This is a genomic window from Monashia sp. HAY1-5C, from assembly GCF_056755255.1.
In genome coordinates, this window is sequence record NZ_JBPGXG010000077.1 from 1 (window position 1) to 21,755 (window position 21,755).

Sequence of the window (21,755 nt, forward strand, 5' to 3'; positions counted from 1 at the left end):
TCCGTCGTCGGCAGCGTCAGATGTGTATAAGAGACAGGGGTGGGGGTGTCCGGGGCGGCGGTGGAGCCCGGCGTGACGACGTGCACGGCGTCCCAGCCCTCGGTGGCGAGCCCGTCGCGCGCGGAGGCGACGGCAGCGAGCTGGCTCGTCAGCACGCGAGCCGGCACGGACCGCTCACGGGAGCGGTTGCGGTCACGACACACGGCAGCCGGAGCGTCGAGGACGACGGCGACGGCCGGCAGCCCCGCGGCGCGGGCCGCGGCCAGCCACCGGACGCGGCGCGACGCATCGGTGCCGAGGGTGTCGACGACCGTCGTCAGGCGTCGTCCCAGGCGAGCCGCGACGACCGTCTCGAGGACGGCGAAGGCGTCGGTCGACGCGTCGAGGTCGTGCTCCCCGCTGCCGACGACGGCGCGCAGGGCGTCGGAGGAGACGACCTCGGCGGGGCGGTACCGCGCGAGCGCCCACGTGGTCTTGCCCGAGCCGGACGCCCCGACGAGCACGACGAGCGCCGGGTCGGGCAGCTCGGGGGCCGGCGTCATGCCGACGGGTGGCTCAGTGCGAGCGGCGGCGGGAGGGCCCACCGAGGGAGGCCCAGACCGTGCGGCCGTTGGGGTCGTCGATGACGCCCCACTCGTGGGCCAGCGAGCGCACGATGCGCAGACCCCGGCCGCCGGCCCCCCACGTCGTCGGCGGCAGCGGGCGGGGGACGGTCGGGCCACCGCCGTCGCTGACCTCCACCTCGACGACGTTGTTCTTGACCTTCCAGTGGATGCGGATGGCGCCGTCGGACAGCGGTCGGGCGTGGCGCACGGCGTTGGCGACGAGCTCGCTGACGACGATCTCGGCCTCGTCGACGACGTCGGGGGTCACCTTGCGGGCGACGAGGTCGGCGACGATCTCGCGACGGATGCGGGGGGCCGCGGACGGCGCCCACTGCAGACGGATCGTGCGCTTCTCACCGGTCGGCGCGGGGGCACCCTCCGCCATCGCGGGCCTCCTCGAGATGTGCGCGGGCCTGCCGGCCGTCATGGTCCTGCCGTTCGCCGCACCGTTCCTCTGGTTGGTCGCCACGTCCAGCCTCCTCACGGCGAAGAAGTGTCCCCGCCACCGTCGCACCGTAACCAAACCTGCTGCATACCTCAACGAACCATGAGAAATCTCCGACGACGCTCCGGTGACGCTCAGGCTGTCTCCCGGTGTCTACCGCCGCGCCTAGACCACGCCAGACGCTGCGAGACCGGTGGCTCGTCCGGGCCGGCGCCGAGCCGATCCGTGCGGAGAAGATCTTCCCTCCCGACCGTTCGCGATATATCGTCAACGTATCGCGACTGTTCGTCAGGTCGCGAGGAAAGGAGAGTCCGATGCACGGACACCGACACACCCGACACGAGTCCGGCTGGGACCAGGGCTGGGGCGGTTGGGGCCCCGGCCCCCGCCCCTGGGGGCCGCCCGGCGGCCACGGACGCGGGCGCCCCGGCCCGCCGCCCTGGGTCGCCGAGCTCGTCCGCCACTTCGGCGGCCCGGGCTTCGGCCCCGACTTCGGCGGCCGCCGTGGTCCCCGCGCCCGACGCGGCGACGTGCGCGCCGCCATCCTCGAGGTGCTCGCGGGCGACGAGATGAACGGCTACCAGCTGATCCAGCAGATCTCCGAGCGCAGCGGCGGCGCCTGGAAGCCGAGCCCCGGGTCGGTCTACCCGACCGTCCAGCAGCTCGAGGACGAGGGCCTCGTCGAGGGGCGCGACGTCGACGGTCGGCGCCTCCTGCGCCTCACCGACGAGGGACGCCGCTACGTCGAGGAGAACGCCGAGGAGATGGCCGCCACGTGGCGTCCCTTCGAGGAGCCCCAGGAGCCCGACGAGGGTGACGCCCCGCAGCAGGAGCGCCGCAGCGGCACCGACCTCATGCCGGTCGTCGGCCAGGTCATGGGCGCCATGTGGCAGATCGTCACCACGGGCACCTCGCAGCAGCGGGCCGAGGCCGCCGAGATCCTCACCGAGACCCGGCGCCGCCTCTACCAGCTGCTCGCCGACGGCGACCCCGAGTAGGAGCCGGAACACCGGGACGTGCGCCGGGTCACGGGAGGACCGCGAGGACCGCGAGGACCTCGAGGACCTCGAGGACCTCGAGGACCGCGAGGACCGTGGCCGGGCGTCGACGCCCGGTCGGGCAGGATGGCGTCGTGCCCCTGTCCCCGTCCGCCGACTCCCGCCCCTCCGGGCTCCTCATCGCCGGCACGTCGTCCGACGCCGGCAAGTCGGTCCTCGTCGCCGGCCTGTGCCGGGTGCTCGCGCGGCGCGGGCTGCGCGTGGCCCCATTCAAGGCGCAGAACATGTCGAACAACTCGATGGTGTGCGCCGACGGCGGCGAGATCGGGCGGGCCCAGTACCTGCAGGCCATGGCGGCCGGGCTCGTACCGACGACGGCGATGAACCCCGTCCTGCTCAAGCCCGGCACCGACCGCCGGTCGTTCGTCGTCGTGCGCGGCGAACCGGCCGGGACGCTCGAGGCCGGGCAGTACGCGACCGGTCGCGCGCACCTGCGCGAGGCCGCGTTCGCCGCCTACCGCGAGCTCGCCGACGACCACGACCTCGTCGTATGCGAGGGGGCCGGTTCGCCCGCCGAGGTCAACCTCCGCTCGGGCGACTACGTCAACATGGGCCTCGCCCGCGAGTTCGGCCTGCCCGTCGTCGTCGTCGGCGACATCGACCGGGGCGGCATCCTCGCGGCGCTGTACGGAACGTGGGCGCTCCTCGACGACGCCGACCGGGCCCTGCTGAAGTCCTTCGTCATCAACAAGTTCCGCGGCGACGTCGCCGTCCTCGAGCCCGGGCTCGAGGAGGTCACGCGGCGCACCGGGGTCCCCTTCCACGGTGTCGTCCCGTGGCTGCTCGACGTCTGGCTGGACAGCGAGGACACCCTCGAGGTCGGGCACTGGCGCGCGTCGACAGCCCTGTCGGCGACGGCCGGCGACCGGCTCAAGGTCGCCGTCGTCCGGCTGCCGCGCATCTCGAACGCCACCGACGTCGACGCGCTCGCCGCCGAGCCCGGGGTCGACGTCCTCGTCACCGTCGACCCCGCCGTCGTCGACACCGCGGACCTCGTCGTGCTGCCCGGGTCCCGTTCCACCGCAAGCGATCTCGAGTGGTTGCGTGAGCGCGGCCTCGCGGACGTCGTGGTGCGCCGGGCCGCTGCCGGACGGCCGGTCCTCGGCATCTGCGGCGGCTACCAGATGCTCGCGCAGCACATCGAGGACGACGTCGAGGGACGCGTCGGCACGGTCGCCGGGCTGGGCCTGCTGCCCACCCGCGTCGCCTTCGGCGCGGCCAAGGTGCTGGCGCGTCCGCAAGGGTCGTGGGGCGGGCACGCCGTCGACGGCGCGTACGAGATCCACCACGGCATCGCCTCCGCGGCGCCGGGCGCGGACGCGTCGGCCGAGCGGTTTCTCGACGGCTGGAGGGCTGGATCGGTGTGGGGCACCATGTGGCACGGCGCCTTCGAGAGCGACGGCTTCCGCCGGGCCTGGCTCTGCCGGATCGCCCGCACGGTCGGCTCGCAGTGGGTGCCCGACCCGTCGGCTCCCGGCTTCGCGCAACGGCGCGAGCACATGCTCGACACCCTGGCCGACGCCCTGGAGGAGCATGTGGACGTCGACGCGCTCATCGCCCTGACGCGGGCGGGGAACGGGCACGCCGCCGACGAGGAGGTCTCGTGATCAAGCGGATCCGCGTGATCGGCATCGGCATGGGCAGCCCGGCGCAGGTCACCGGGGAGGCCGCCGCGGCCATCGCGTCGGTCGACGTCTTCCTCGTCGCCGACAAGGGCGAGCGCACCGCGGACCTCGTCGAGGCACGCCAGGCGCTGGTCGACGCGTTCGTCCCCGACCGGTCGTCCTACCGCTTCGTCGAGGTGCCCGACCCGCACCGCGGGCCCGACGCCGAACGCGACGCCGGTGCGTACGACCGCGGTGTCCGCGACTGGCACGCGGCCCGCGTCGAGGCGTACGCGTCCGTGGTGGCCGGACTCGCCGAGGGCGAGGACACCGTCGGCTTCCTCGTGTGGGGCGACCCCGCGTTCTACGACTCCACGATCCGCGTCGTGGACGCCCTCGTCGACCGGTGGGCCGCGCAGGGTGTGCGCGTCGAGCACGACGTGCTGCCCGGCATCAGCGCACCACAGCTGCTGGCCGCGCGGCACCGGATCCCGTTGAACCGCATCGGGGCCCCGGTCCACGTCACCACGGGTCGCCGGCTCGTCGACGAGTACGACGGGTCGCTCGGCGACGTCGTCGTCATGCTCGACGGCGGCCTCGCGTGCGCGGGCCTCGTCGACGTGGCACCGGACCTCGAGCTGTTCTGGGGGGCCTACCTCGGCACGCCCGACGAGCTGCTCGTGCGTGGCCGCCTGGCCGACGTCCTCGACGAGGTGCGCCGGGTGCGCGCCGACGCCCGCGAGCGCCACGGGTGGGTCATGGACACGTACCTGCTGCGCGGCCCCGAGGGCTCGCCCACCCCGGCTCACGCCGGGCCGACGCTCCCGGCGTTCCCGGAGGTCGTGTCGCTGTCCGACGGAACCCTGACCCTGCGACCCGTGACGGCCTCGGACTGGCCCGTCGTCCTCGGCGAGCACAACAACGACGAGCAGCTGCGGTGGGGCTTCACCGACGTGCCGATGACCGAGGCCGAGGCGCGGCAACGGGCCGCGCTCGCGCCCCGGGAGTGGCGCCTGGGGCGGGCGGCCCGGTTCGTCATGGTCGATGCGGCGACGGGCGAGGGTGCCGGGCTCATCGGTGTCCTCACCCTCGGCCCACCCGGTGTCGGGCTCGTCGGCTACGGCGTGCTGCCGGCGTTCCGGGGGCGCGGCTTCACGACGCGCGCGCTGGTGCTCGTGACCGAGTGGGTCTTCGCCCAGACCGACATCGTGCGGCTGGAGCTGGGCCACAAGGTCGACAACGTCGCGTCGGGCCGGGCCGCCGAGAAGGCCGGGTACGTGCGTGAGGGCGTGCACGCCGCACGTCTCGTCAACCCCGACGGCACCCGCTCGGACGAGGTCGTGTGGGCCCGCGTCCGTCCGAGCTGACCGGGGCGACGGTCTCCGGCACGCCCCATCACGCGGTCCCTCAGCATTGCTCCGCCACCTGAGCCAGCGATCCCGACACGGTCGCGCGCCGTCCCGCGCGCTCCGGTGCAACCGTGGTCAGCCCCTGCTCACCGCCTCCCGCCGTTCCCTGGCTCACCCTGCGGAGCAATGCTGAGCGCCTGGAGCCGGGGCTGTCCCTGCCGTCGGAGCACGGGACCGTCCGAGGTGCGTGGTTCCGGCTCGGCCGGCGGGCGCGCCGGCCTCAGCCGGCGGCCACGACCGGGGGCTCGGGTGGTCGTGCAACCTCAGGAACCGGGCCGGCGCCGGCAGCTCGGTGCCACCACCGGCGAGCCAGTCGAGGGCGCTGCGACGCCCGCGTTCCACGAGCTCGGCGCCGTGACCGAAGTCGGTGGCCGACACCGCAAGAGGGCACAGCGGCGGCAGGGCCCGGAGCCGCGAACGGCCGGACAGGGAGCGGACCTCGGCCACCAGGCGCTGTTCCAGGAGCAGGGCGACCGCGTGGACGGCCATCCCGAGCGCAGAGCCGGGGGGTTCCTCGAGCGCGCACGGAGCGCCCGCGGGGAGCAGGTAGGTCTCCGTCGCCCCGAGGCTGACGGCGTGGCTCAGGCCGGACCGGTCGGCCAGGGCACCGTCGACGAGGAGCCGGCCGCCGAGGGCCACGGGCGGGAAGACCCCCGGGATGGCCGCGCTCGCGAGCACACCGTCGGCGAGCGGGCCGTCGCTGACCAGCACCGACCGTCCGGTCAGGGCATCGGCTGCGACGAAGTGCACCGGGACGGTGGCGTCGGACAGGTCGAGGTCACCCACGTGGCGCACGACGAGGGCTCGCAGGCGGTCGGCCGTCGACATGGCCGGTCCCCACCCGAGGAGGGACCGCACGACCCGCCGGACGTCGACCGGGAAGACGTCCGAGCGCCGCAGCCCGACCCACACCGCGGCGAGGTCGTCGAGCGATGCCGGGGACAGGCCGTGGGCGGCCACCCAGGCGGCGTTCATCGCACCCGCGGAGGTGCCGACGAGCACGTCGGGACGGATGCCGTTCTCGGCCAGGGCCGCCAGCATCCCCACCTGGACCGCCCCGAGGCTGCCTCCCCCGGAGAGCACGAAGGCGGTGGTCGTGTGCGTCATGACCGTTGGTCGTACCGACGCGGGTCGGTCTTACCGTGCGCGGGTGCGCGTGCGCGGGGTGCGCGGTCGCCGGACGCCGAGTCTCGGGGGAGGCGTTGCGGCTCAGGCCTCGAGGTCCCCCTCGACGTCGAGGTAGACCTGCTGGAGGTCGGCCAGCACCTGCGGGTCCGGCGACTCCCACAGTCCCCGGTCGACGGCCTCGTGGAGCCGCTCGACCATGCCGTGCAGCGCCCACGGGTTGGCGTGCCGGAGGAAGTCCTGGTTCTCCTTGTCGAGGACGTAGCTCTGCGCGAGCTGCTCGTACATCCAGTCGGTGACGACGCCGGCCGTCGCGTCGAAGCCGAAGAGGTAGTCGACCGTGGCGGCGAGCTCGAAGGCCCCCTTGTACCCGTGGCGCCGCATCGCGGCGATCCACCGCGGGTTGACGACACGGGCCCGGAAGACGCGCGCCGTCTCCTCGGTGAGGCTGCGGGTGCGGACGGCGTCGGGCGTCGTCGAGTCGCCGACGTACGCCCGCGGCGCGCGCCCGGTCAGCGCGCGGACCGTGGCGACCATGCCGCCGTGGTACTGGAAGTAGTCGTCGCTGTCGGCGATGTCGTGCTCGCGGGTGTCGATGTTCTTGGCGGCGACCTCGATCCGCCGGTACGAGCGCTCCATGTCGCCGCGCGCCGGGGCGCCGTCGAGGTCGCGGCCGTAGGCGAAGCCGCCCCACGTCGCGTAGACCTCGGCGAGGTCGGCGTCGGTGCGCCAGTTGCCCGCCTCGATGAGGGGCAGGATGCCGGCACCGTACGAGCCGGGCTTGCTGCCGAAGATCCGGGTCGTGGCCCGACGCGCGTCGCCGTGCTCGGCGAGGTCGGCGGACACGTGGGCGCGCACGTAGTTGTCGGCATCGGGCTCGTCGAGGCCCGCGACGAGGCGGACGGCGTCGTCGAGCATCGCGATGACGTGCGGGAACGCGTCGCGGAAGAACCCGGAGATGCGGACCGTCACGTCGATGCGCGGCCGGCCCAGCTCGTCGAGCGGAACGGGGTCGAGCCCGACGACCCGGCGTGACATCTCGTCCCAGCGGGGCCGGACACCGAGGAGCGCCAGGACCTCGGCGACGTCGTCGCCCGACGTGCGCATCGCCGAGGTGCCCCAGACGGACAGGCCGACCGAGCGCGGCCACTCGCCGGTGTCGGCCCGGTGCCGCTCGAGGAGGGCGTCGGCGAGCGCCTGACCGGTCTCCCAGGCGAGGCGGCTCGGGATGGCCTTGGGGTCGACGGAGTAGAAGTTGCGGCCGGTCGGCAGCACGTTGACCAGGCCCCTCAGCGGTGAGCCGGACGGCCCCGCCGGGGTGTAGCCGCCGTCGAGGGCGTGCAGGACGGCGTCGATCTCGCCGCGCGTCGCGAGCAGCCGCGGCACGACCTCACGGCAGGCGAACTCGAGCGAGCGCCGGACGCCCTCGAGGTCGACGCTCTCGGACTCGTCGAGCGTGGCCGCGACGACCGCGGGCACGGCGTCGGCCTCCCAGCCGGCGTCGGCGAGCGCGTGCACGAGGGCGGAGGCCTGCGCCTCGGCCCGGTCGACGGAGGTGCGCCCGGACTCCCCTTCGGCGAGCCCGAGCGCCGTGCGCAGACCGGGCACGAGCCCCGTCGACCCGGCGAACACCTGGTTGGCGCGCAGGATCGCCAGGGTGAGGTCGGCCAGGCCCTCCCCCGCGGGGGCCTGGCCGAGAACGTGGAGGCCGTCGCGGATCTGGACGTCCTTGACCTCGCAGAGCCAGCCGTCGACGTGCATGACGAACTCGTCGAAGTCGTCGTCCTCGGGTCGGTCGGTCAGGCCGAGGTCGTGGTGCATCTCGGCCGCCTTGATGAGCGACCAGATCTCGGCACGAAGCGCCGGCGCCTTGGCCGGGTCCATGACCGACACGTTGCCGTACTCGTCGAGCAGCTGCTCCAGACGCGCGATGTCGCCGTAGGACTCGGCGCGGGCCATCGGCGGCACGAGGTGGTCGACGATCGTCGCGTGGGCGCGGCGCTTGGCCTGCGCGCCCTCGCCGGGGTCGTTGACGAGGAACGGGTAGACGAGCGGGACCGAGCCGATCGTCGCGTCGGGACCGCAGGCCGCCGACAGCGCCAGGTTCTTGCCGGGAAGCCACTCGAGGTTGCCGTGCTTGCCCATGTGGACGATGGCGTGCGCGCCGAACTCCCTTGCGAGCCAGCCGTACACGGCGAGGTAGTGGTGCGTCGGCGGGAGGTCGGGGTCGTGGTAGATCGCGATGGGGTTCTCGCCGAAGCCGCGCGGCGGCTGGACGATGACGACGAGGTTGCCGGCACGCAGCGCGGCCGCGACGATCTCCCCGTCCGGGTCGGCCGTGGTGCCGGCGCGGTCGACGAAGACCTCGCCCGGGGCCTCGCCCCAGTGCTCCGTGACGGCGTCGCGCAGCTCGGAGGGCAGCTCGGCGAACCACTCGCGGTAGCGGGCGGCCGGGATGCGCACCGGCTGGCCGGACAGCTGCTCCTGGGTGAGCCAGTCCTCGTCCTGCCCGCCGGCGGCGATGAGCGCGTGGATGAGGGCGTTGCCCGCGGTGGTGTCGGGCTCCTCGCCCTCGACCGCCTCGAGCGGGCCGGTGCCCGGGATGTCGCCGGGTGCGCCCAGGTCGTAGCCCGCCTCGCGCATGGCGCGCAGCAGCCGGATGACCGAGACCGGGGTGTCGAGGCCGACGGCGTTGCCGAGCCGTGAGTGCTTGCTCGGGTAGGCCGACAGGACCACGGCGACGCGTCGCTCGGCGGGCGGCACGTGCCGCAGCCGCGCGTGGTTGACGACGAGGGCGGCGAGGCGGGCGCAACGCTCGGTGTCGGGCACGTAGTGCGGCAGGCCGTCGGCGTCGGTCTCCTTGAAGGAGAAGACGCCACCGATGATGCGGCCGTCGAACTCGGGCACCGCCACCTGTGTCGCGACGTCGAGCGGGCTCATGCCGTCGTCGGAGCCCTCCCAGTCGGCGCGGCTCCAGGTCAGGCACAGGCCCTGGACGATGGGCACGTCGAGGGCCGCGAGCGCCTGCACGTCCCAGGCGTCGTCGTCCTCCCCGGCGCCGGCGGTGGCCGGGCGCGTCCCGCCCGCGGCGAGGACGGTCGTGACGAGGGCGTCGTACTCGCGCAGGTGCTCGAGGAGGTCCTCCGGGGCGTCGCGCAGCGACGACACGAACACCGGGACGCCGACGCCACCGGCGGCGTCGACCGCGTCGGCGAGGGCGTGGACGTAGGCGGTGTTCTCGGCCGCGTGCTGAGCCCGGTAGAAGAGGATGCCGATGCGGGGCCGCGGCGTCGCGTCGTCGGTCGATGCCTCGGTCGATGCCTCGGTCGATGCCCCGACGGGGGCGTCCGGGCGGTCGAGCACGCCCCAGGTCGGCAGGGTCCGCGGAGGCTCGAAGCCCTCACCGGTGAGCAGCACCGTGTCGGCGAGGAACGCGTGCAGCTCGCGCAGGTTGCCCGCGCCGCCCTCGGCGAGGTAGCGGTGCGCCTCCGCCACGATGCCCGGGGCGACGTTCGACAGCTCCATGAGCGCGGCGTTCGGCGTCTGCTCACCACCGAGGACGACGAGCGGGACGCCGGTGGCCCGGATGCGGCGGAAGCCGTCGCAGAGGTCCTGCGGGCCGCCGAGGATGCGGGCGACGACGATGTCGGCTCCCTCGATGGCCTCGGCCATCGACGTGTGCCCGGGGCGGGCCGGGTTGGCCACGACGTAGTCCGCGCCGCTGCCGCGGGCGCACAGCAGGTCGGTGTCGGACGTCGACAGCAGGGCGATGCGAGCGGTGGGGCCGGTCGGGGCGGCGTCGCGGGACGCGTCCTCGCCGGCCGCGCGGGTGCGCGTCATGAGACTCCTCGGCGGGGTGTCCACGCCCCGCGGTCGGTGGGATGAGATGCGTCGCCGGCAGTTCCTGACTCGCCCTCCCCCTCGCGGCGGCGGGCTCACAGTGGCGGGACCGTCCCGGGCTCGCACCGGGTTCCTGGTCGACGACGCTGCGCCCACCCTAGCGGGCGTGCCCGGGGGGCGCGCGCGACGTCCGTCCGGGCACGCCCGCCGTCCGCGTTCGCCTGCGGGCCCACCCGACGCGCGGCTACCGTGCGAGGGTGACCGACTCCCGGGCCGCCGCGGTCGAGGAGAACCTCATCGCGCTGTGCCGGCTCTTCGCCGACAGCGGCGTGGTCACCCGCCTGCCCGACGCCGACGTCATCGCCTACACCTCCGACGTCGCGTTCCCGCTGTTCAACGCGATCGCCGGAGCGCGGTTCGCCGCCGGGACCGAGGCCGACCGGACGGCGGCGCTCGTCGACGCGTACCGGGCCCGCGGCCTGCCGTTCCTGTGGTGGGCCACGCCCTCGCACCTGACGCCCGCGATGGACGCGGTGATCCGCTCGCGCGGCATCGAGCCGGAGGCCGACCCCGGGATGCACGTGCCGCTCGACGGTCCCGTCGACGAAGCCCTCGTCGCGGGTCTGACCCTCGACGAGAGCGGTGTGACGGCAGAGGTCGTCGAGACCATGGTGGCCGGCTTCGGCTTCCCCGCCGAGGTGGTCGCCGAGCCGCTGACCCGGGCCCTGGCCTCGCTGGCGCCGGACGTCGCCTTCCACGTCGTCGCCCGGGTCGACGGCGAGCCGGTCGGGGTCGGCTCCGGCTTCCTCACCGGCCGCACCCTCGGTCTCTACAACATCGCGACCCTCGAGGTCGCGCGGCGGCGTGGGGTCGGGTATGCCGTGACGGCCAGGCTGATGAACCTCGGCCGCGAACGGGGGTGCACGGAGGCGGTGCTCATCGCCTCCGCGATGGGCCGTCCGACGTACGAAAGGCTCGGGTTCGTCGAGGTGTGCCAGACCCCGCAGTACGTGTGGGTACCCGAGGGCGGCTGAGCACCGGACACCCGGCCCCCGGCGAGCCGGGCCTACGATGTGCCGCGTGACCGCCCCGGAGACCCGCCCCCGAACGGCAGCCGACGCCTGCCCGGGCGTCTCGCGGCCCTTCGCCGCGGCTGACGGAGCGCTCGTGCGGGTCCGGCCCGCAGGTCGACCGGTCCCGGTGCCGGCACTCGCCGCGCTGCTCGATGTCGTTGCGGCACAGCCGGACCCGGCGATCCAGCTCACGTCACGGGCGGCGCTGCAGCTGCGGGGTCTGCCCGACCCGGTGCCGGAGGACGTGCGGCGGGCCGTGGCCGCGACCGGGCTGGTCCCGTCGCCGACCCACGAGCTCGTCCGCAACGTCGTCGTGTCGCCGCTGACCGGCCTCGACGCGCGCGGCCGGTGTGACCTGCGTCCCGTCGTCCGTGCCCTCGACGCGGCGGTGTGCGCCGACCCGTCGCTGGCCGGGCTGCCCGGACGCTTCCTCTTCGTCCTCGACGACGGCCGGGGTGACGTCGTCCGGGAGCCCTTCGACCTCGGCCTGCTCGCCCTGGATGGTGGGCGCGTGGCGGTCCTCGTCGGCTCGCCGGACCACGGACTGGTCGTCGGCCTCGACCGCGCCGCGGCCACCGTGGCGGGGCTCGCACGCGAGTTCCTCACGGCCAGAGCTCGTTCCGGCTCTTCGGCCTGGCACGTGCGGGAGCTGGCCGGACGGCTCCGCACACCCCCGCTCGACCTCACCCTGCCTCCGCGCGCGCCCCGGCCCGTCGGTCGCGTCGGCGCCCATGCGGTCGTCGGGGTGCCGCTCGGGCTGCTGACCCGCCACCACGTGGACGCGCTGTCCCAAGTCGTGGACGACGTGGTCGTGACGCCGTGGCGCTCCCTCGTCGTGCCCGACGGGGCAGGGGCGCTCCACCTGCTGGAGGATGCCGGCCTCGTCACGACGCCGGGCTCGCCGTGGGTGCGCCTGCACGCCTGCACGGGCGCGCCGGGCTGCGCCCGCACCGACGTCGACACCCGGGGCGTCGCCCGCTCCCTCGCCGCGAGCCTGCCGGCCGGGGGGATGCCGGGCGGGGACCTGCCGGTCCACGTCAGCGGGTGCGAGCGCCGGTGCGGCACCCCCGCCGGCCCGTTCGTCGACGTCCTCGCGCCGCGGACGCCGTCGGACGCGCTCGCGGCCCTCGAGCGCGGGCACCGTGACCACTCGAACCGAGGATCGGAGACGTCGTGGACGTGACGACGAATGCGAGCCGACCACCGACGCGGCGCTACGCGTACGAGACCGACGGCCAGGAGATCTACCGTCGCTCGTTCGCGACGATCCGGGCCGAGGCACGGCTCGACCACCTGCCCGAGGACGCCCGGGTCGTGGCGGTGCGGATGGTGCACGCGAGCGGCGACGTCGACCTGACCGAGCACATCGCCGTCCATCCGGACCTCGTGCGCTCTGCGAGGACCGCCCTGCGCGCCGGGGCGCCGATCCTCACCGACGCGCACATGATCGCCTCGGGGATCACCCGTGCCCGGCTGCCGCGCGACAACGAGGTCGTGTGCACCCTGCGCGACGAGCGCGTCCCGGACCTGGCGCGCGCGTGGGGCACGACCCGCTCGGCGGCGGCCGTCTCGCTGTGGGGCGACCGGTTGGAGGGTGCCGTCGTCGCCATCGGCAACGCCCCCACGGCCCTCTTCCACCTCCTCGAGCTCGTCGCCGACGGCGGTCCACGCCCTGCGGCGGTCGTCGGCATCCCGGTCGGCTTCATCGGCTCGGCCGAGTCGAAGGTCGCGCTGGCCCGGAACCCGTTCGGCATCCCGTGGCTCGTCGTCCACGGCCGGCGCGGCGGTTCCGCGCTCGCGGCGTCGGCCGTCAACGCCCTGGCCCGCGAGGAGGAGCTGTGACCCGGGTCCCCAGCGCCGCAACACCGCCCGGCCGGCTCCGCGGCGTCGGCGTCGGCCCCGGCGATCCCGAGCTCGTCACCGTCAAGGCGGCCCGGCTCATCGCCGAGGCCGACGTCGTCGCCTTCCACAGCGGCACGCGCGGCGACTCCATCGCCCGGCGCATCGCGGCCCCGTACGTGCGCGACGGCGTCATCGAGGAGCTGCTCGTCTACCCGGTGACGACGGGCACCACCGACCACCCCCTCGGCTACCACGGGCTCATGGCCGACTTCTACGACGCGTCGGCCGACCGCCTTGCGGCCCATCTGGACTCGGGCCGCAACGTCGTCGTCCTCGCTGAAGGAGACCCGCTCTTCTACGGCACGTACATGTACCTGCACGACCGCCTCGCCGACCGCTACGACACCGCGGTCGTGCCCGGCGTGACGTCGGTGAGCGGGTCGGCGGCCGCCGTCGCGACGGGGCTGTGCCGCCACGAGGACGTCCTGACGATCCTGCCCGGGACGCTCCCCGTGCCCGAGCTCGCCCGCCGGCTCGCGGACACCGAGGCAGCCGTCGTCATGAAGCTCGGCCGCACGTTCGAGAACGTCCGCGAGGCGCTGCGACAGGCGGGCCGGCTCGCGGAGGCGCGGTACGTCGAGCGGGCCAGCAGCGACGCCGAGCGGGTGCTGCCCGTCGCCGACGTCGACGCCTCCACCGTGCCGTACATGTCGATGGTCGTCGTGCCGGGACGCGACCTGCGCGCCGACGCCGCGGGCCGTGCAGCGTCCTCCGTGGCGAGCTCGCCTGCGGTAGAAGGTTCTCCGGACAGGGGCGACGTCGGCGGCGTCGGCGAGGTCGTCGTCGTCGGCCTCGGCCCGGGCCCCGAGCGGTGGCTCACGCCCGAGGCGTCGGCAGTGCTGGCCGGCGTCGGCCACGTCGTCGGCTACGCCCCCTATGTCGCGCGGGTGCCGCAGCGGGTCGGCCTGACCCGGCACGCGTCCGGCAACACCGTCGAGATGGACCGCGCCCGCGACGCCCTCGAGCTGGCCCGCAAGGGCGAGCGCGTGGCCGTCGTGTCGGGCGGTGACGCCGGCGTGTTCGGCATGGCGTCGGCCGTCTTCGAGGCAGCGGAGACGTTCGGGTACGGCGACGTCCCGGTGCGGGTCGTGCCCGGGGTCACCGCCGCCCAGGCCGTCGCCGCGCGGGCCGGGGCTCCTCTCGGCGGTGACTTCGCCGTCATCTCGCTGTCCGACCGGCTCAAGCCCTGGGACGTCGTCGCCGCCCGGCTGCGCGCGATGGCCGAGGCCGACCTCGCCATCGCGATCTACAACCCCGCCTCACGCAGCCGCACCGAGCAGGTGGCACGGGCGCGCGAGCTGCTCCTGGCCGTGCGCGGCCCCGAGCAGGTCGTCGTCGTCGGTCGCGACGTCGGGAGGGCCGAGGAGTCCCTGACGGTCACGACGCTCGGTGAGCTCGACCCCACGTCGATCGATATGAAGTGCCTCGTCATGGTCGGCGCCACTCGCACGCGCGTCACGCCGGGTGGGCAGGTCTGGACGCCGCGCTTCGTCGACTGACGCATCGGGCGAGCCGAGCTGCGGCTCAGAGGAACTGCGTCGGGTCGAACTCGTCGATCGGGATGATCCGCACGCGCGGCAGGTGCGTGTTGAACGCGAGGACGTCGTACTCGAGGTCGAAGGTCTGCAGGCCGCGGCCGGTCAGCGCCTCGAAGCCCTTGTTCCGGAACTCGGTGAAGCCGACGACGCCGGCGCGGCGGCCGTCGAGGAGGTCGCCGAGCTGTTCGACGAAGTCGCCGTCGTTGCTGACGAGCACGACGTCGGCCTCCCGGCCGCCGAGCTCGACGAGCGTGCGCTGGATCGCGATGTCGACGACCTTCTGACCCGGCGCGCCGGACAGCGGCACGGGCCGGTAGCCGATCGCGAGCAGGGCCTGGACGAAGGCCATCGGCAGCTCGGAGTTCGCCGCGAGGAAGAAGAGGCCCTGGGCGGGCTGGCCCCACTCCTCCTCGGCGAACTGGAGCAGCCGCTCCCACCGCGGCCGCTCCTCGGGGCGCGGACGCCGCCCGAGGATCGAGGTGCCGAGCGTGGCGTCGATGTTCTCGCCGTCGACGAGGACGTAGGTGGTGCGGGAGGCGTCCGACATGAGCTCACCCTACGGCTCGGCGTCGAGCCGTCCTGCGCCGACGGCGCGGTCCCCTCGGGGCGTCGGCGTCACACGCCCGACGGCGTGGCCTCGGCCGGGGCGTAGGTCACCGACAGGCTGGAGGGCGCGAACACCGACGCGGCGAGCTCGTCCGGGGGCGGAACGACGCCGGGACCACCACGCCGCACCCACAGGGCCACGGCGTCGACGGCCGCCGCGTCGAGGACCCGGCGCAGCCACACGGCTCGCCCGCCCTGGCTGCGGCCGATCGGCGACGGCGACACGACGACGACGTTCGACTCGTCGCACGCGAGCAGGCAGGCGCTGCGCAGCACCCGGGCGCGGCCCCGGGTGCCGGTCTCGAGCCGGGCGAGGAGCCCGTCGTGGTCGACACCCGGGTGCTTGGCCTCGGACCCGCAGCAGCAGTCGCGGCAGGCGCGGACGATGCAGAGCCGCTCGCCGGAGCGGTTCACGCGGCGACCGGCTCCCGGTCGGGCAGGGACCCCTCGGTGCGCCGGCGCTCCCCCCGCTCCATGAGCAGCCCGAACGAGACCCCGAGCGCGAGCCACATCGAGCCGAGCTGGGCCAGCGACGCGAGACGGAAGTCCCAGATCAGCCCGGCCGGCACGTCCGACGGGATGACGTCGGGCGTGCCCGGCACGAGGACGAACACGAGGACGAGACCGACGACGACGGCGCCGATGTCGAGCGCGCACCGGGTCGACCCGCTGACGCGCCCGGTGAGCCAGCGGTCGAACGAGTTCGTGGCCAGGGCGATGGCGATGCCGAGCAGCAGCACGATCCCGTAGAGCATGGTGCGGCGGGTCACCGTCGCGGGGTCTCCCACGGCCGGCGGGTTGGCCGGCATCTTCAGCGCGGGCAGCAGGCTGACGGCCGCGAAGCCGACCGCCGCCAGCACGAGCGCCCGGCCCAGGTCGCCGCGACCCGGCAGGCGGCTCCGCATGCGCGCGAAGACGACCGAGAAGACGACGCCGACGGCGACGCCGACGAGGATGGCCGTGATGCCGCCGACGACGACCTGGGCGGTCCGCGAGACGAGCGGCTCGTCGCCGTGAGCCAGCAGTGACGCGGGCAGGCCGAGAGCGGACTGCCCTCCGCCGTGGGCGTGTTCGCCGCGCGCCTCCTCGATGGCGAGCGCGCGGCGGATGACCGGCTCGACGACGAGCCAGATCACGGCAGCCGAGGCGAGGCCCGCGCACACGCCGGCCAGGACCCCGCGCCGCAGCACGGAGCCGAAGGACACCCCCACGTCAGTGGCAGGGGACGCCGAGGGCGTGGCGAGCGTCGTGCGTGAGCTCGTGCAGCATCTGGGCGTTCGTCGAGCTGAGGATCGCGCCGTTCTCCTGCACGAGGAAGTACAGCGTGAAGACGGCGAACGCGAGCAGGGCCCACGCCCACACGGGGACGCGGACGCGGGTGGTGGCGGACAGGACGGCAGCAGTGGCCATGGTCGAGGGACCCTTTCTTCCATGCCTCGTGGACAGATCACGCCGCAGCCGGTCTCCTGGCTTCCAGATCGACGCTCCTCCCCAGCCTTCCCGGCGACCCGGCGTCAACCTGCGGTCGTCAGTGGCGGTGGTGGGGACTTGCTCCCTGGTCACAGTGGCGAGGACCACGTCGGAGTCACACCGACTTCCCGTGCACTGCGGCAGTCGCATCCTGACACACGACGCCCGTCGACGCCATCGCCGCCGCGTTCACGAGATGTCGCGAGGCAGCACTCCGGCGAGAGACCTACTGTGGACCGGTGATTCGCGTTCCGTAGAGGTGGGAGTCGACGAAGTCGTCGGTCTCGCGGGCGCCGAGGGCGTGCCCGACGAGGATGACGGCGGCCTGACGCAGGCCCGCCTCCTCGACCGAGTCGGCGATGTCGGCCAGGGTGCCACTCAGGACGAGCTGGTCCGGCTGCTCGGCGTTCGCGACGACGACGACGGGGCAGCCCGACCCGTAGTCCCCGACGAGCTCTGCGGCGATGCGACGGACGTGCCGGATCGCGAGGTGCAGCACGAGCGTGGCCCTCGTGCCGGCGAAGGTGGCGAGCGCCTCGGTCGCGGGCATCGCCGTCGAGTCGCGGTGCGCGCGGGTCAGGACGACGGACTGTGCCACCTCCGGCACGGTCAGCTCGCGGCCGACGAGGGCGGCCGCCGCGGCATACGCAGGGACCCCGGGCGTGACGTCCCAGGGCACCCCCGCCCGGTCCAGGCGGCGGGTCTGCTCGGCCACGGCCGAGTAGATCGACGGGTCCCCGGAGCAGAGTCGCGCGACGTCGTGGCCGGCGGCGTGGGCCTCGACGCAGTGCCCCACGATCTCGTCGAGGGACAGGTGCTGGGTGTCGACGAGCGTCGCGTCGTCCGGGCAGTGGGACAGGACCTCCGCGCCGATGTAGGTGCCGGCGTAGAGGCACACGGCCGACCGCTGCATGAGACGCGTTGCCCGCAGGGTGAGCAGGTCCGCGGCACCGGGACCCGCACCGATGAAGTGGACGGTCATGCGGGTTCCTCCGTGGGCTTCGGGGGCACCGGGGGCTCCGGGGGCTCCGTGGGCTCCGTGGGTTTCGTGGCGGACCACTGGACGACGGCGCGGGCGGGCTTCCAACCCGTGAGCGACCCGAGCGGTTCGAGGTCCTCGACGGCGATGCGGGTCAGCGCCCCGCCGAGGCGGGCCCGGGCATCGTGCAGGAGCAGCTCCGTCTCCACCGTGACGCCGTGGACGACGATGCGACCCCCGGGTGCGAGGGCGGCCCACGCGTCGTCGACGACGCGGGCCGTCGCGCCACCACCGACGAAGACGGCGTCCGGTCGCGGGAGGTGGCCGACGACCTCGGCCGAGTCCGCCTCGACGACCTCGAGGCCGGGGACCCCGAGGCGCCTGGCGTTGGCGCGCACCCGGGCCGCGCGGACCGGGTCCCGCTCGACGGCGACGACGTGGTTGCGCGGGTGCTGGCGGGCGAACTCGATGCCGACGGAGCCGGCGCCGGCGCCGAGGTCCCAGAGCACGTCGCCGGGCTGGGGCGCGAGATGGGCGAGCGCCGCCGCACGGACGACGCGCTTGGTCAGCTGACCGTCGTGCTCGAAGGCGTCGTCGGGCAGCCCCGGCGCGAGGGAGCGGGGCCGCGACCCGGCGTCCGGCACGCACTCGACGCAGACGAGGTGGAGCGCGGGCGCAGGCCCGGCGGTCCAGCTGCCGGCGACGCCGTCGGCCCGCGTCTCCTCGTCGGCGCCGAGGTGTCCCAGCACCGTCACCCGGCTCGACGCATACCCCTCGTCGGCGAGCAGGGCGCAGACCCGTTCCGGTGCGTCGACGCCGCTCGTCAGCACGACGAGCCGGCGTCCGGGCCCGACGTCGCGGCGCAGGCGGTCGACGTCGCGACCGACGAGCGTCACGACGTCCGACTCCTCGCCGGACCAGCCCATCCGGGCGCGCGCGAGGGCCACCGAGGACACACCCGGGTGGATCCGGACGGCGTCGGTGCCGAGCGCAGCCACGAGGGTGGACCCGATGCCGGACACGAGCGGGTCCCCGCTCGCCAGCACGACGACGCGGCTGCCCGCCACGCGGTCGAGCACCTCGCGCAGGCCCGGCAACAGGGGCGAGGGCCACGGGACGAGCTCGACCCGGGACCGCGCGGAGGAACCGGCCGACGGTGTCGGCAGCATCTCCAGGTGCCGCACCCCACCGACGACGACGTCGGCCTCGTCGACGACCCGGCGCGCACCGGCATCGAGCGACGAGAGCCCGGACGCACCTACCCCGACCACCTCGATCACGCCCGCGACCCTAGCGCCGATCGAGGGCCCCGCACGGAGTCGGTCGTCCTGCGCACCATCGACGCCCGTAACCGTCCACGCGAGGTGGATGTGCCCCATCATTGCTTCGCACGGCACTCGACGGGGGCGAGGCATCGCACGGGGAGCAGTCCCCCGGGGGAAGAGGGCAGGCACGAGCATGCACACGTACGACCACCACCCAGCGGGCCCCACCGGCACCCTCGAGTTCGACGCGTCGACGGCGCGGCTCCGCGCCGACACGGACACGTTCTTCGCCCTCGTCGACCACCTGGGGCCCGGCCGCAGCACCGACGCCTCGCCCGGCGACCCGGCCGGAGGCGTGCCGTTCGTCGCCTCCGGGGTCGCCGTCGGGGGTCGGGCGCACCCACTCGTCCGGGCCGGCCTCGGCACCGTGGAGGAGCCACGGGCCCGCCTGCAGGTCGAGGTGTCGACGCCGGACGGGACGTGGCTGCACGAGGGGTGGCTCGGGAGCGTCTCGGCCCTGCTCGTGGACCGGGGCGACGGGATGCACGACTTTCTCGAGGTCGACGAGGACTTCGTCGCGGCGACCGTGGTGCGCCTCACGGACCTCCAGCCGCGCCCTCGTCTCGAGGGGCGCGGCGGACGCGCCCACCCGGACCTGCTCGATGCGCTCCTGACCCGCGAGGCACGCAGCCGTGCCGACGCCGCCGAGGGTCTGGTCGGCGCCGCCTTCGCGTGGCCGGTCGTCGCGGCCTCGCTGCGCTCGGGCCGGTGGCAGGCGTGCGGCATCGACGTCGCCCAGGCCGTCGGGACCACGACGACCACCCGACGTCTGGCCTGGCTCGACACCCCGGCCGGACTCCTGAGGGTCGAGGCGGATGCCGAGGGACAGTTCCTCTCCGGCGTGTCGGCCGGGCAGCTGTGGCGCTCGATCGTCGCGGCGCTCAGGACCGACGCCACCCTCGAGACCGACGCGACGCTCGACGGCGCGCTGCCCCGCACCGCCTGACGGCGTCGGTACCCGGTGCCCGGTGCCGGGACCCCGAGCACCAAAGCGCCTTTCCCTCACGCACTGCCCCGCTTTCCGGGGCAGTGCGTGAGGGACCCGACATGAGCACCATCGCACCTCCCAACTGCCCCGGTTCCCGGGGCAGAGCGTGAGGGACCCCGCATGAGCACCATCACACCTCCCAACTGCCCCGGTTCCCGGGGCAGAGCGTGAGGGACCCGGCATGAGCACCATCGCACTTCCCAGCTGCCCCGGTTCCCGGGGCAGAGCGTGAGGGACCGGGCGATCACCGAGCGGGCTCGGGGCCTCGCCGGGTCGGCGTTCTGGCAGACTGCGCGGTGGCGACGGGCGAGGAATCCGGTGAGAGTCCGGAGCGGTCCCGCCACTGTGAACCCCGCCTGCGGGGGAGCCAGGACGTCATCCGTCGCCGACCGTGCCCGGCCGGGCCGGTCCGGACGACCACGCGGGCGAGGCACCCGCAGGAGGCCACGCATGCACGACGGCTCGACCGACCCCGCGACGCTCGCCCCCGTCGCGGCCCGCGGGACCGCACCGGTCCCCACCGCCACCACGTTCCCGTTCTCGGCCGTCGTCGGCTCCGACGACCTGGCCCTCGCCCTCGTGCTCACGGCGGTGTCGCCCGAGGTGGGCGGTGTCCTCGTGCGTGGCGAGAAGGGCACCGCCAAGTCGACGATGGTCCGTGGCCTCGCGGCGGTGCTCCCCGCGCTGCACGTCGTCGCGGGCTGCCGGTTCGGCTGCGACCCCGCCGACCCCGACCCCGGCTGCCCGGACGGCCCGCACGCCGCCGCGGACCCGAGCGGCACCGACGCCACCGGCGGCCACGCCGAGACGCGTCGCGCCCGGCTCGTCGAGCTGCCGATCGGGGCCACCGAGGACCGCGTCGTCGGCTCCCTCGACCTCGAACGCGCCCTCGGCCGGGGTGAGGCCGCCTACCAGCCGGGGCTGCTCGCCGCGGCGCATCGCGGCATCCTCTACGTCGACGAGGTCAACCTCCTGCACGACCACCTCGTCGACCTGCTCCTCGACGCCGCCGCGATGGGCCGGACGACGGTCGAGCGCGACGGTGTCTCGGTCTCCCACGCGGCCCGCATCGTCCTCGTCGGCACGATGAACCCCGAGGAGGGCGAGCTGCGCCCGCAGCTGCTCGACCGGTTCGGGCTCACCGTCGAGGTCGCGGCCCCGCGCGAGCCCGCCCTTCGGGCCGAGGTGGTGCGGCGCCGGATGGCCTTCGACGCCGACCCGTCGGGGTTCGCGCACCGCTGGGAGGCCGAGCAGGAGGGCCTCCGGGGGCGCATCGCCGCCGCCCGGGAGCGTGTCCGACACGTGGTGCTGCCCGACACGGTGCTCACGCGGATCGCCGAGGTGTGCGCCGGCTTCGAGGTCGACGGGCTGCGAGCCGACATCGTCACGGCCCGCGCGGCCGTCGCCCACGCCGCCTGGAGCGGGCGCACCGTCGTCACCCGCGCCGACGTCCGGGCGGCCGCCCGGCTGGCGTTGCCCCACCGCCGACGCCGCAACCCGTTCGACGCCCCCGGCATCGACGAGGACCTCCTCGACCGGCTCCTCGGTGACGACGACCCCGAGCCCGACCCCGAGCCGCAGCCGGAGGGTCCCGGTGACGGCCCGACCGGTGACGGCCCGACCGACGGCGAGGGCGCCCCGGCGGACGACGCGGCCTCGGACCACGGACCTGCGGACCAGGTGCCCCCGTGCCCCCCCTGTCTCTTATACACATCTCCGAGCCCACGAGACGGAGCTACATCTGGGGGGTGGTTTTTTGTTTTGGAGAGGGGGGGGGGGGGGGGGGGG

At 74.7% G+C, this 21,755-nt stretch carries 19 protein-coding genes and 3 riboswitches; of the genes, 9 read left to right on the forward strand and 10 right to left on the reverse strand.

Going from position 1 to position 21,755, the window contains the following annotated elements; genetic code table 11:
* A partial coding sequence (locus tag ACR9ZK_RS12830; protein WP_481342314.1) for an AAA family ATPase occupies nt 1–542 on the reverse strand: 542 nt, incomplete at its 3' end.
* A 13-nt stretch (nt 543–555) separates the two neighbouring features.
* Nucleotides 556–990, reverse strand: a complete 435-nt coding sequence (locus tag ACR9ZK_RS12835) for an ATP-binding protein (protein WP_481342332.1) — start codon at nt 988–990, stop codon at nt 556–558.
* 374 nt (nt 991–1,364) lie between these two features.
* On the opposite strand from ACR9ZK_RS12835, the gene ACR9ZK_RS12840 reads away from it, so the two are divergent.
* The 3 genes from ACR9ZK_RS12840 to cobF all read left to right on the forward strand — a co-directional run bounded on the left by ACR9ZK_RS12840 (nt 1,365) and on the right by cobF (nt 5,079).
* Complete coding sequence (locus ACR9ZK_RS12840; RefSeq protein WP_481342315.1) at nt 1,365–2,048, forward strand: PadR family transcriptional regulator; 684 nt, start codon at nt 1,365–1,367, stop codon at nt 2,046–2,048.
* Between the two features lie 134 nt (nt 2,049–2,182).
* Nucleotides 2,183–3,715: a cobyric acid synthase gene (locus tag ACR9ZK_RS12845; RefSeq protein WP_481342316.1), complete on the forward strand. Its 1,533-nt coding sequence runs from the start codon at nt 2,183–2,185 to the stop codon at nt 3,713–3,715.
* A complete protein-coding gene (cobF, locus tag ACR9ZK_RS12850; protein ID WP_481342317.1) occupies nt 3,712–5,079 on the forward strand; it encodes a precorrin-6A synthase (deacetylating) in 1,368 nt (455 codons plus the stop codon). Before ACR9ZK_RS12845 ends, cobF begins: the two co-directional genes overlap by 4 nt.
* 153 nt (nt 5,080–5,232) lie before the next feature.
* Here cobF and ACR9ZK_RS12855 read toward each other — a convergent pair whose 3' ends face one another.
* Together ACR9ZK_RS12855 and cobN are read right to left on the reverse strand one after the other, a co-directional pair.
* Nucleotides 5,233–6,228 carry a patatin-like phospholipase family protein gene (locus tag ACR9ZK_RS12855; RefSeq protein WP_481342318.1) on the reverse strand — a complete coding sequence of 332 codons (996 nt, stop codon included), beginning with the start codon at nt 6,226–6,228 and terminating at the stop codon, nt 5,233–5,235.
* A gap of 102 nt (nt 6,229–6,330) precedes the next feature.
* Entirely contained in the window at nt 6,331–10,086 is a 3,756-nt protein-coding gene (cobN, locus tag ACR9ZK_RS12860) for a cobaltochelatase subunit CobN (protein WP_481342319.1), read from the reverse strand.
* Nucleotides 10,087–10,144: 58 nt separating this feature from the next.
* Nucleotides 10,145–10,222, reverse strand: a riboswitch (cobalamin riboswitch).
* Nucleotides 10,223–10,343: 121 nt separating this feature from the next.
* Here cobN and ACR9ZK_RS12865 point away from each other — a divergent pair.
* Genes ACR9ZK_RS12865 through ACR9ZK_RS12880 form a run of 4 tightly spaced genes read left to right on the forward strand, consistent with a single transcriptional unit; the run spans nt 10,344 to nt 14,560 of the window.
* Nucleotides 10,344–11,120, forward strand: a complete 777-nt coding sequence (locus ACR9ZK_RS12865; protein ID WP_481342320.1) for a GNAT family N-acetyltransferase — start codon at nt 10,344–10,346, stop codon at nt 11,118–11,120.
* Between the two features lie 46 nt (nt 11,121–11,166).
* The gene (locus ACR9ZK_RS12870; RefSeq protein WP_481342321.1) at nt 11,167–12,342 is read left to right on the forward strand and encodes a precorrin-3B synthase; all 1,176 of its coding nucleotides are present in this window, start codon (nt 11,167–11,169) and stop codon (nt 12,340–12,342) included.
* Nucleotides 12,339–13,001, forward strand: a complete 663-nt coding sequence (locus tag ACR9ZK_RS12875) for a precorrin-8X methylmutase (RefSeq protein WP_481342322.1) — start codon at nt 12,339–12,341, stop codon at nt 12,999–13,001. Before ACR9ZK_RS12870 ends, ACR9ZK_RS12875 begins: the two co-directional genes overlap by 4 nt.
* Nucleotides 12,998–14,560, forward strand: coding sequence for a precorrin-2 C(20)-methyltransferase (locus ACR9ZK_RS12880; RefSeq protein WP_481342323.1), 1,563 nt, complete (start codon nt 12,998–13,000; stop codon nt 14,558–14,560). Before ACR9ZK_RS12875 ends, ACR9ZK_RS12880 begins: the two co-directional genes overlap by 4 nt.
* A gap of 25 nt (nt 14,561–14,585) precedes the next feature.
* Here the strand turns inward: ACR9ZK_RS12880 and ACR9ZK_RS12885 are convergent, their stop codons facing one another.
* The 6 genes from ACR9ZK_RS12885 to cbiE all read right to left on the reverse strand — a co-directional run bounded on the left by ACR9ZK_RS12885 (nt 14,586) and on the right by cbiE (nt 18,934).
* The gene (locus ACR9ZK_RS12885) at nt 14,586–15,146 is read right to left on the reverse strand and encodes an NYN domain-containing protein (protein WP_481342324.1); all 561 of its coding nucleotides are present in this window, start codon (nt 15,144–15,146) and stop codon (nt 14,586–14,588) included.
* A 68-nt stretch (nt 15,147–15,214) separates the two neighbouring features.
* Nucleotides 15,215–15,619 (reverse strand): hypothetical protein, encoded by a 405-nt coding sequence (locus ACR9ZK_RS12890; RefSeq protein ID WP_481342325.1) that lies wholly within the window; start codon nt 15,617–15,619, stop codon nt 15,215–15,217.
* Entirely contained in the window at nt 15,616–16,410 is a 795-nt protein-coding gene (locus ACR9ZK_RS12895) for a CbtA family protein (RefSeq protein WP_481342326.1), read from the reverse strand. Before ACR9ZK_RS12895 ends, ACR9ZK_RS12890 begins: the two co-directional genes overlap by 4 nt.
* A gap of 7 nt (nt 16,411–16,417) precedes the next feature.
* Nucleotides 16,418–16,615 (reverse strand): CbtB domain-containing protein, encoded by a 198-nt coding sequence (locus ACR9ZK_RS12900; protein WP_481342327.1) that lies wholly within the window; start codon nt 16,613–16,615, stop codon nt 16,418–16,420.
* A 29-nt stretch (nt 16,616–16,644) separates the two neighbouring features.
* Nucleotides 16,645–16,830: riboswitch (cobalamin riboswitch) on the reverse strand.
* Between the two features lie 71 nt (nt 16,831–16,901).
* A complete protein-coding gene (locus ACR9ZK_RS12905) occupies nt 16,902–17,657 on the reverse strand; it encodes a cobalt-precorrin-4/precorrin-4 C(11)-methyltransferase (RefSeq protein WP_481342328.1) in 756 nt (251 codons plus the stop codon).
* Nucleotides 17,654–18,934, reverse strand: coding sequence for a precorrin-6y C5,15-methyltransferase (decarboxylating) subunit CbiE (gene cbiE, locus ACR9ZK_RS12910; RefSeq protein WP_481342329.1), 1,281 nt, complete (start codon nt 18,932–18,934; stop codon nt 17,654–17,656). The genes ACR9ZK_RS12905 and cbiE overlap by 4 nt, the downstream gene beginning before the upstream one ends.
* A gap of 178 nt (nt 18,935–19,112) precedes the next feature.
* Here cbiE and ACR9ZK_RS12915 point away from each other — a divergent pair, with 178 nt between their 5' ends.
* Nucleotides 19,113–19,925 (forward strand): hypothetical protein, encoded by an 813-nt coding sequence (locus tag ACR9ZK_RS12915; RefSeq protein ID WP_481342330.1) that lies wholly within the window; start codon nt 19,113–19,115, stop codon nt 19,923–19,925.
* A 352-nt stretch (nt 19,926–20,277) separates the two neighbouring features.
* Nucleotides 20,278–20,341, forward strand: a riboswitch (cobalamin riboswitch).
* 76 nt (nt 20,342–20,417) lie between these two features.
* The coding region (locus tag ACR9ZK_RS12920; RefSeq protein ID WP_481342331.1) for a magnesium chelatase ATPase subunit I at nt 20,418–21,755 on the forward strand (1,338 nt) is incomplete at its 3' end.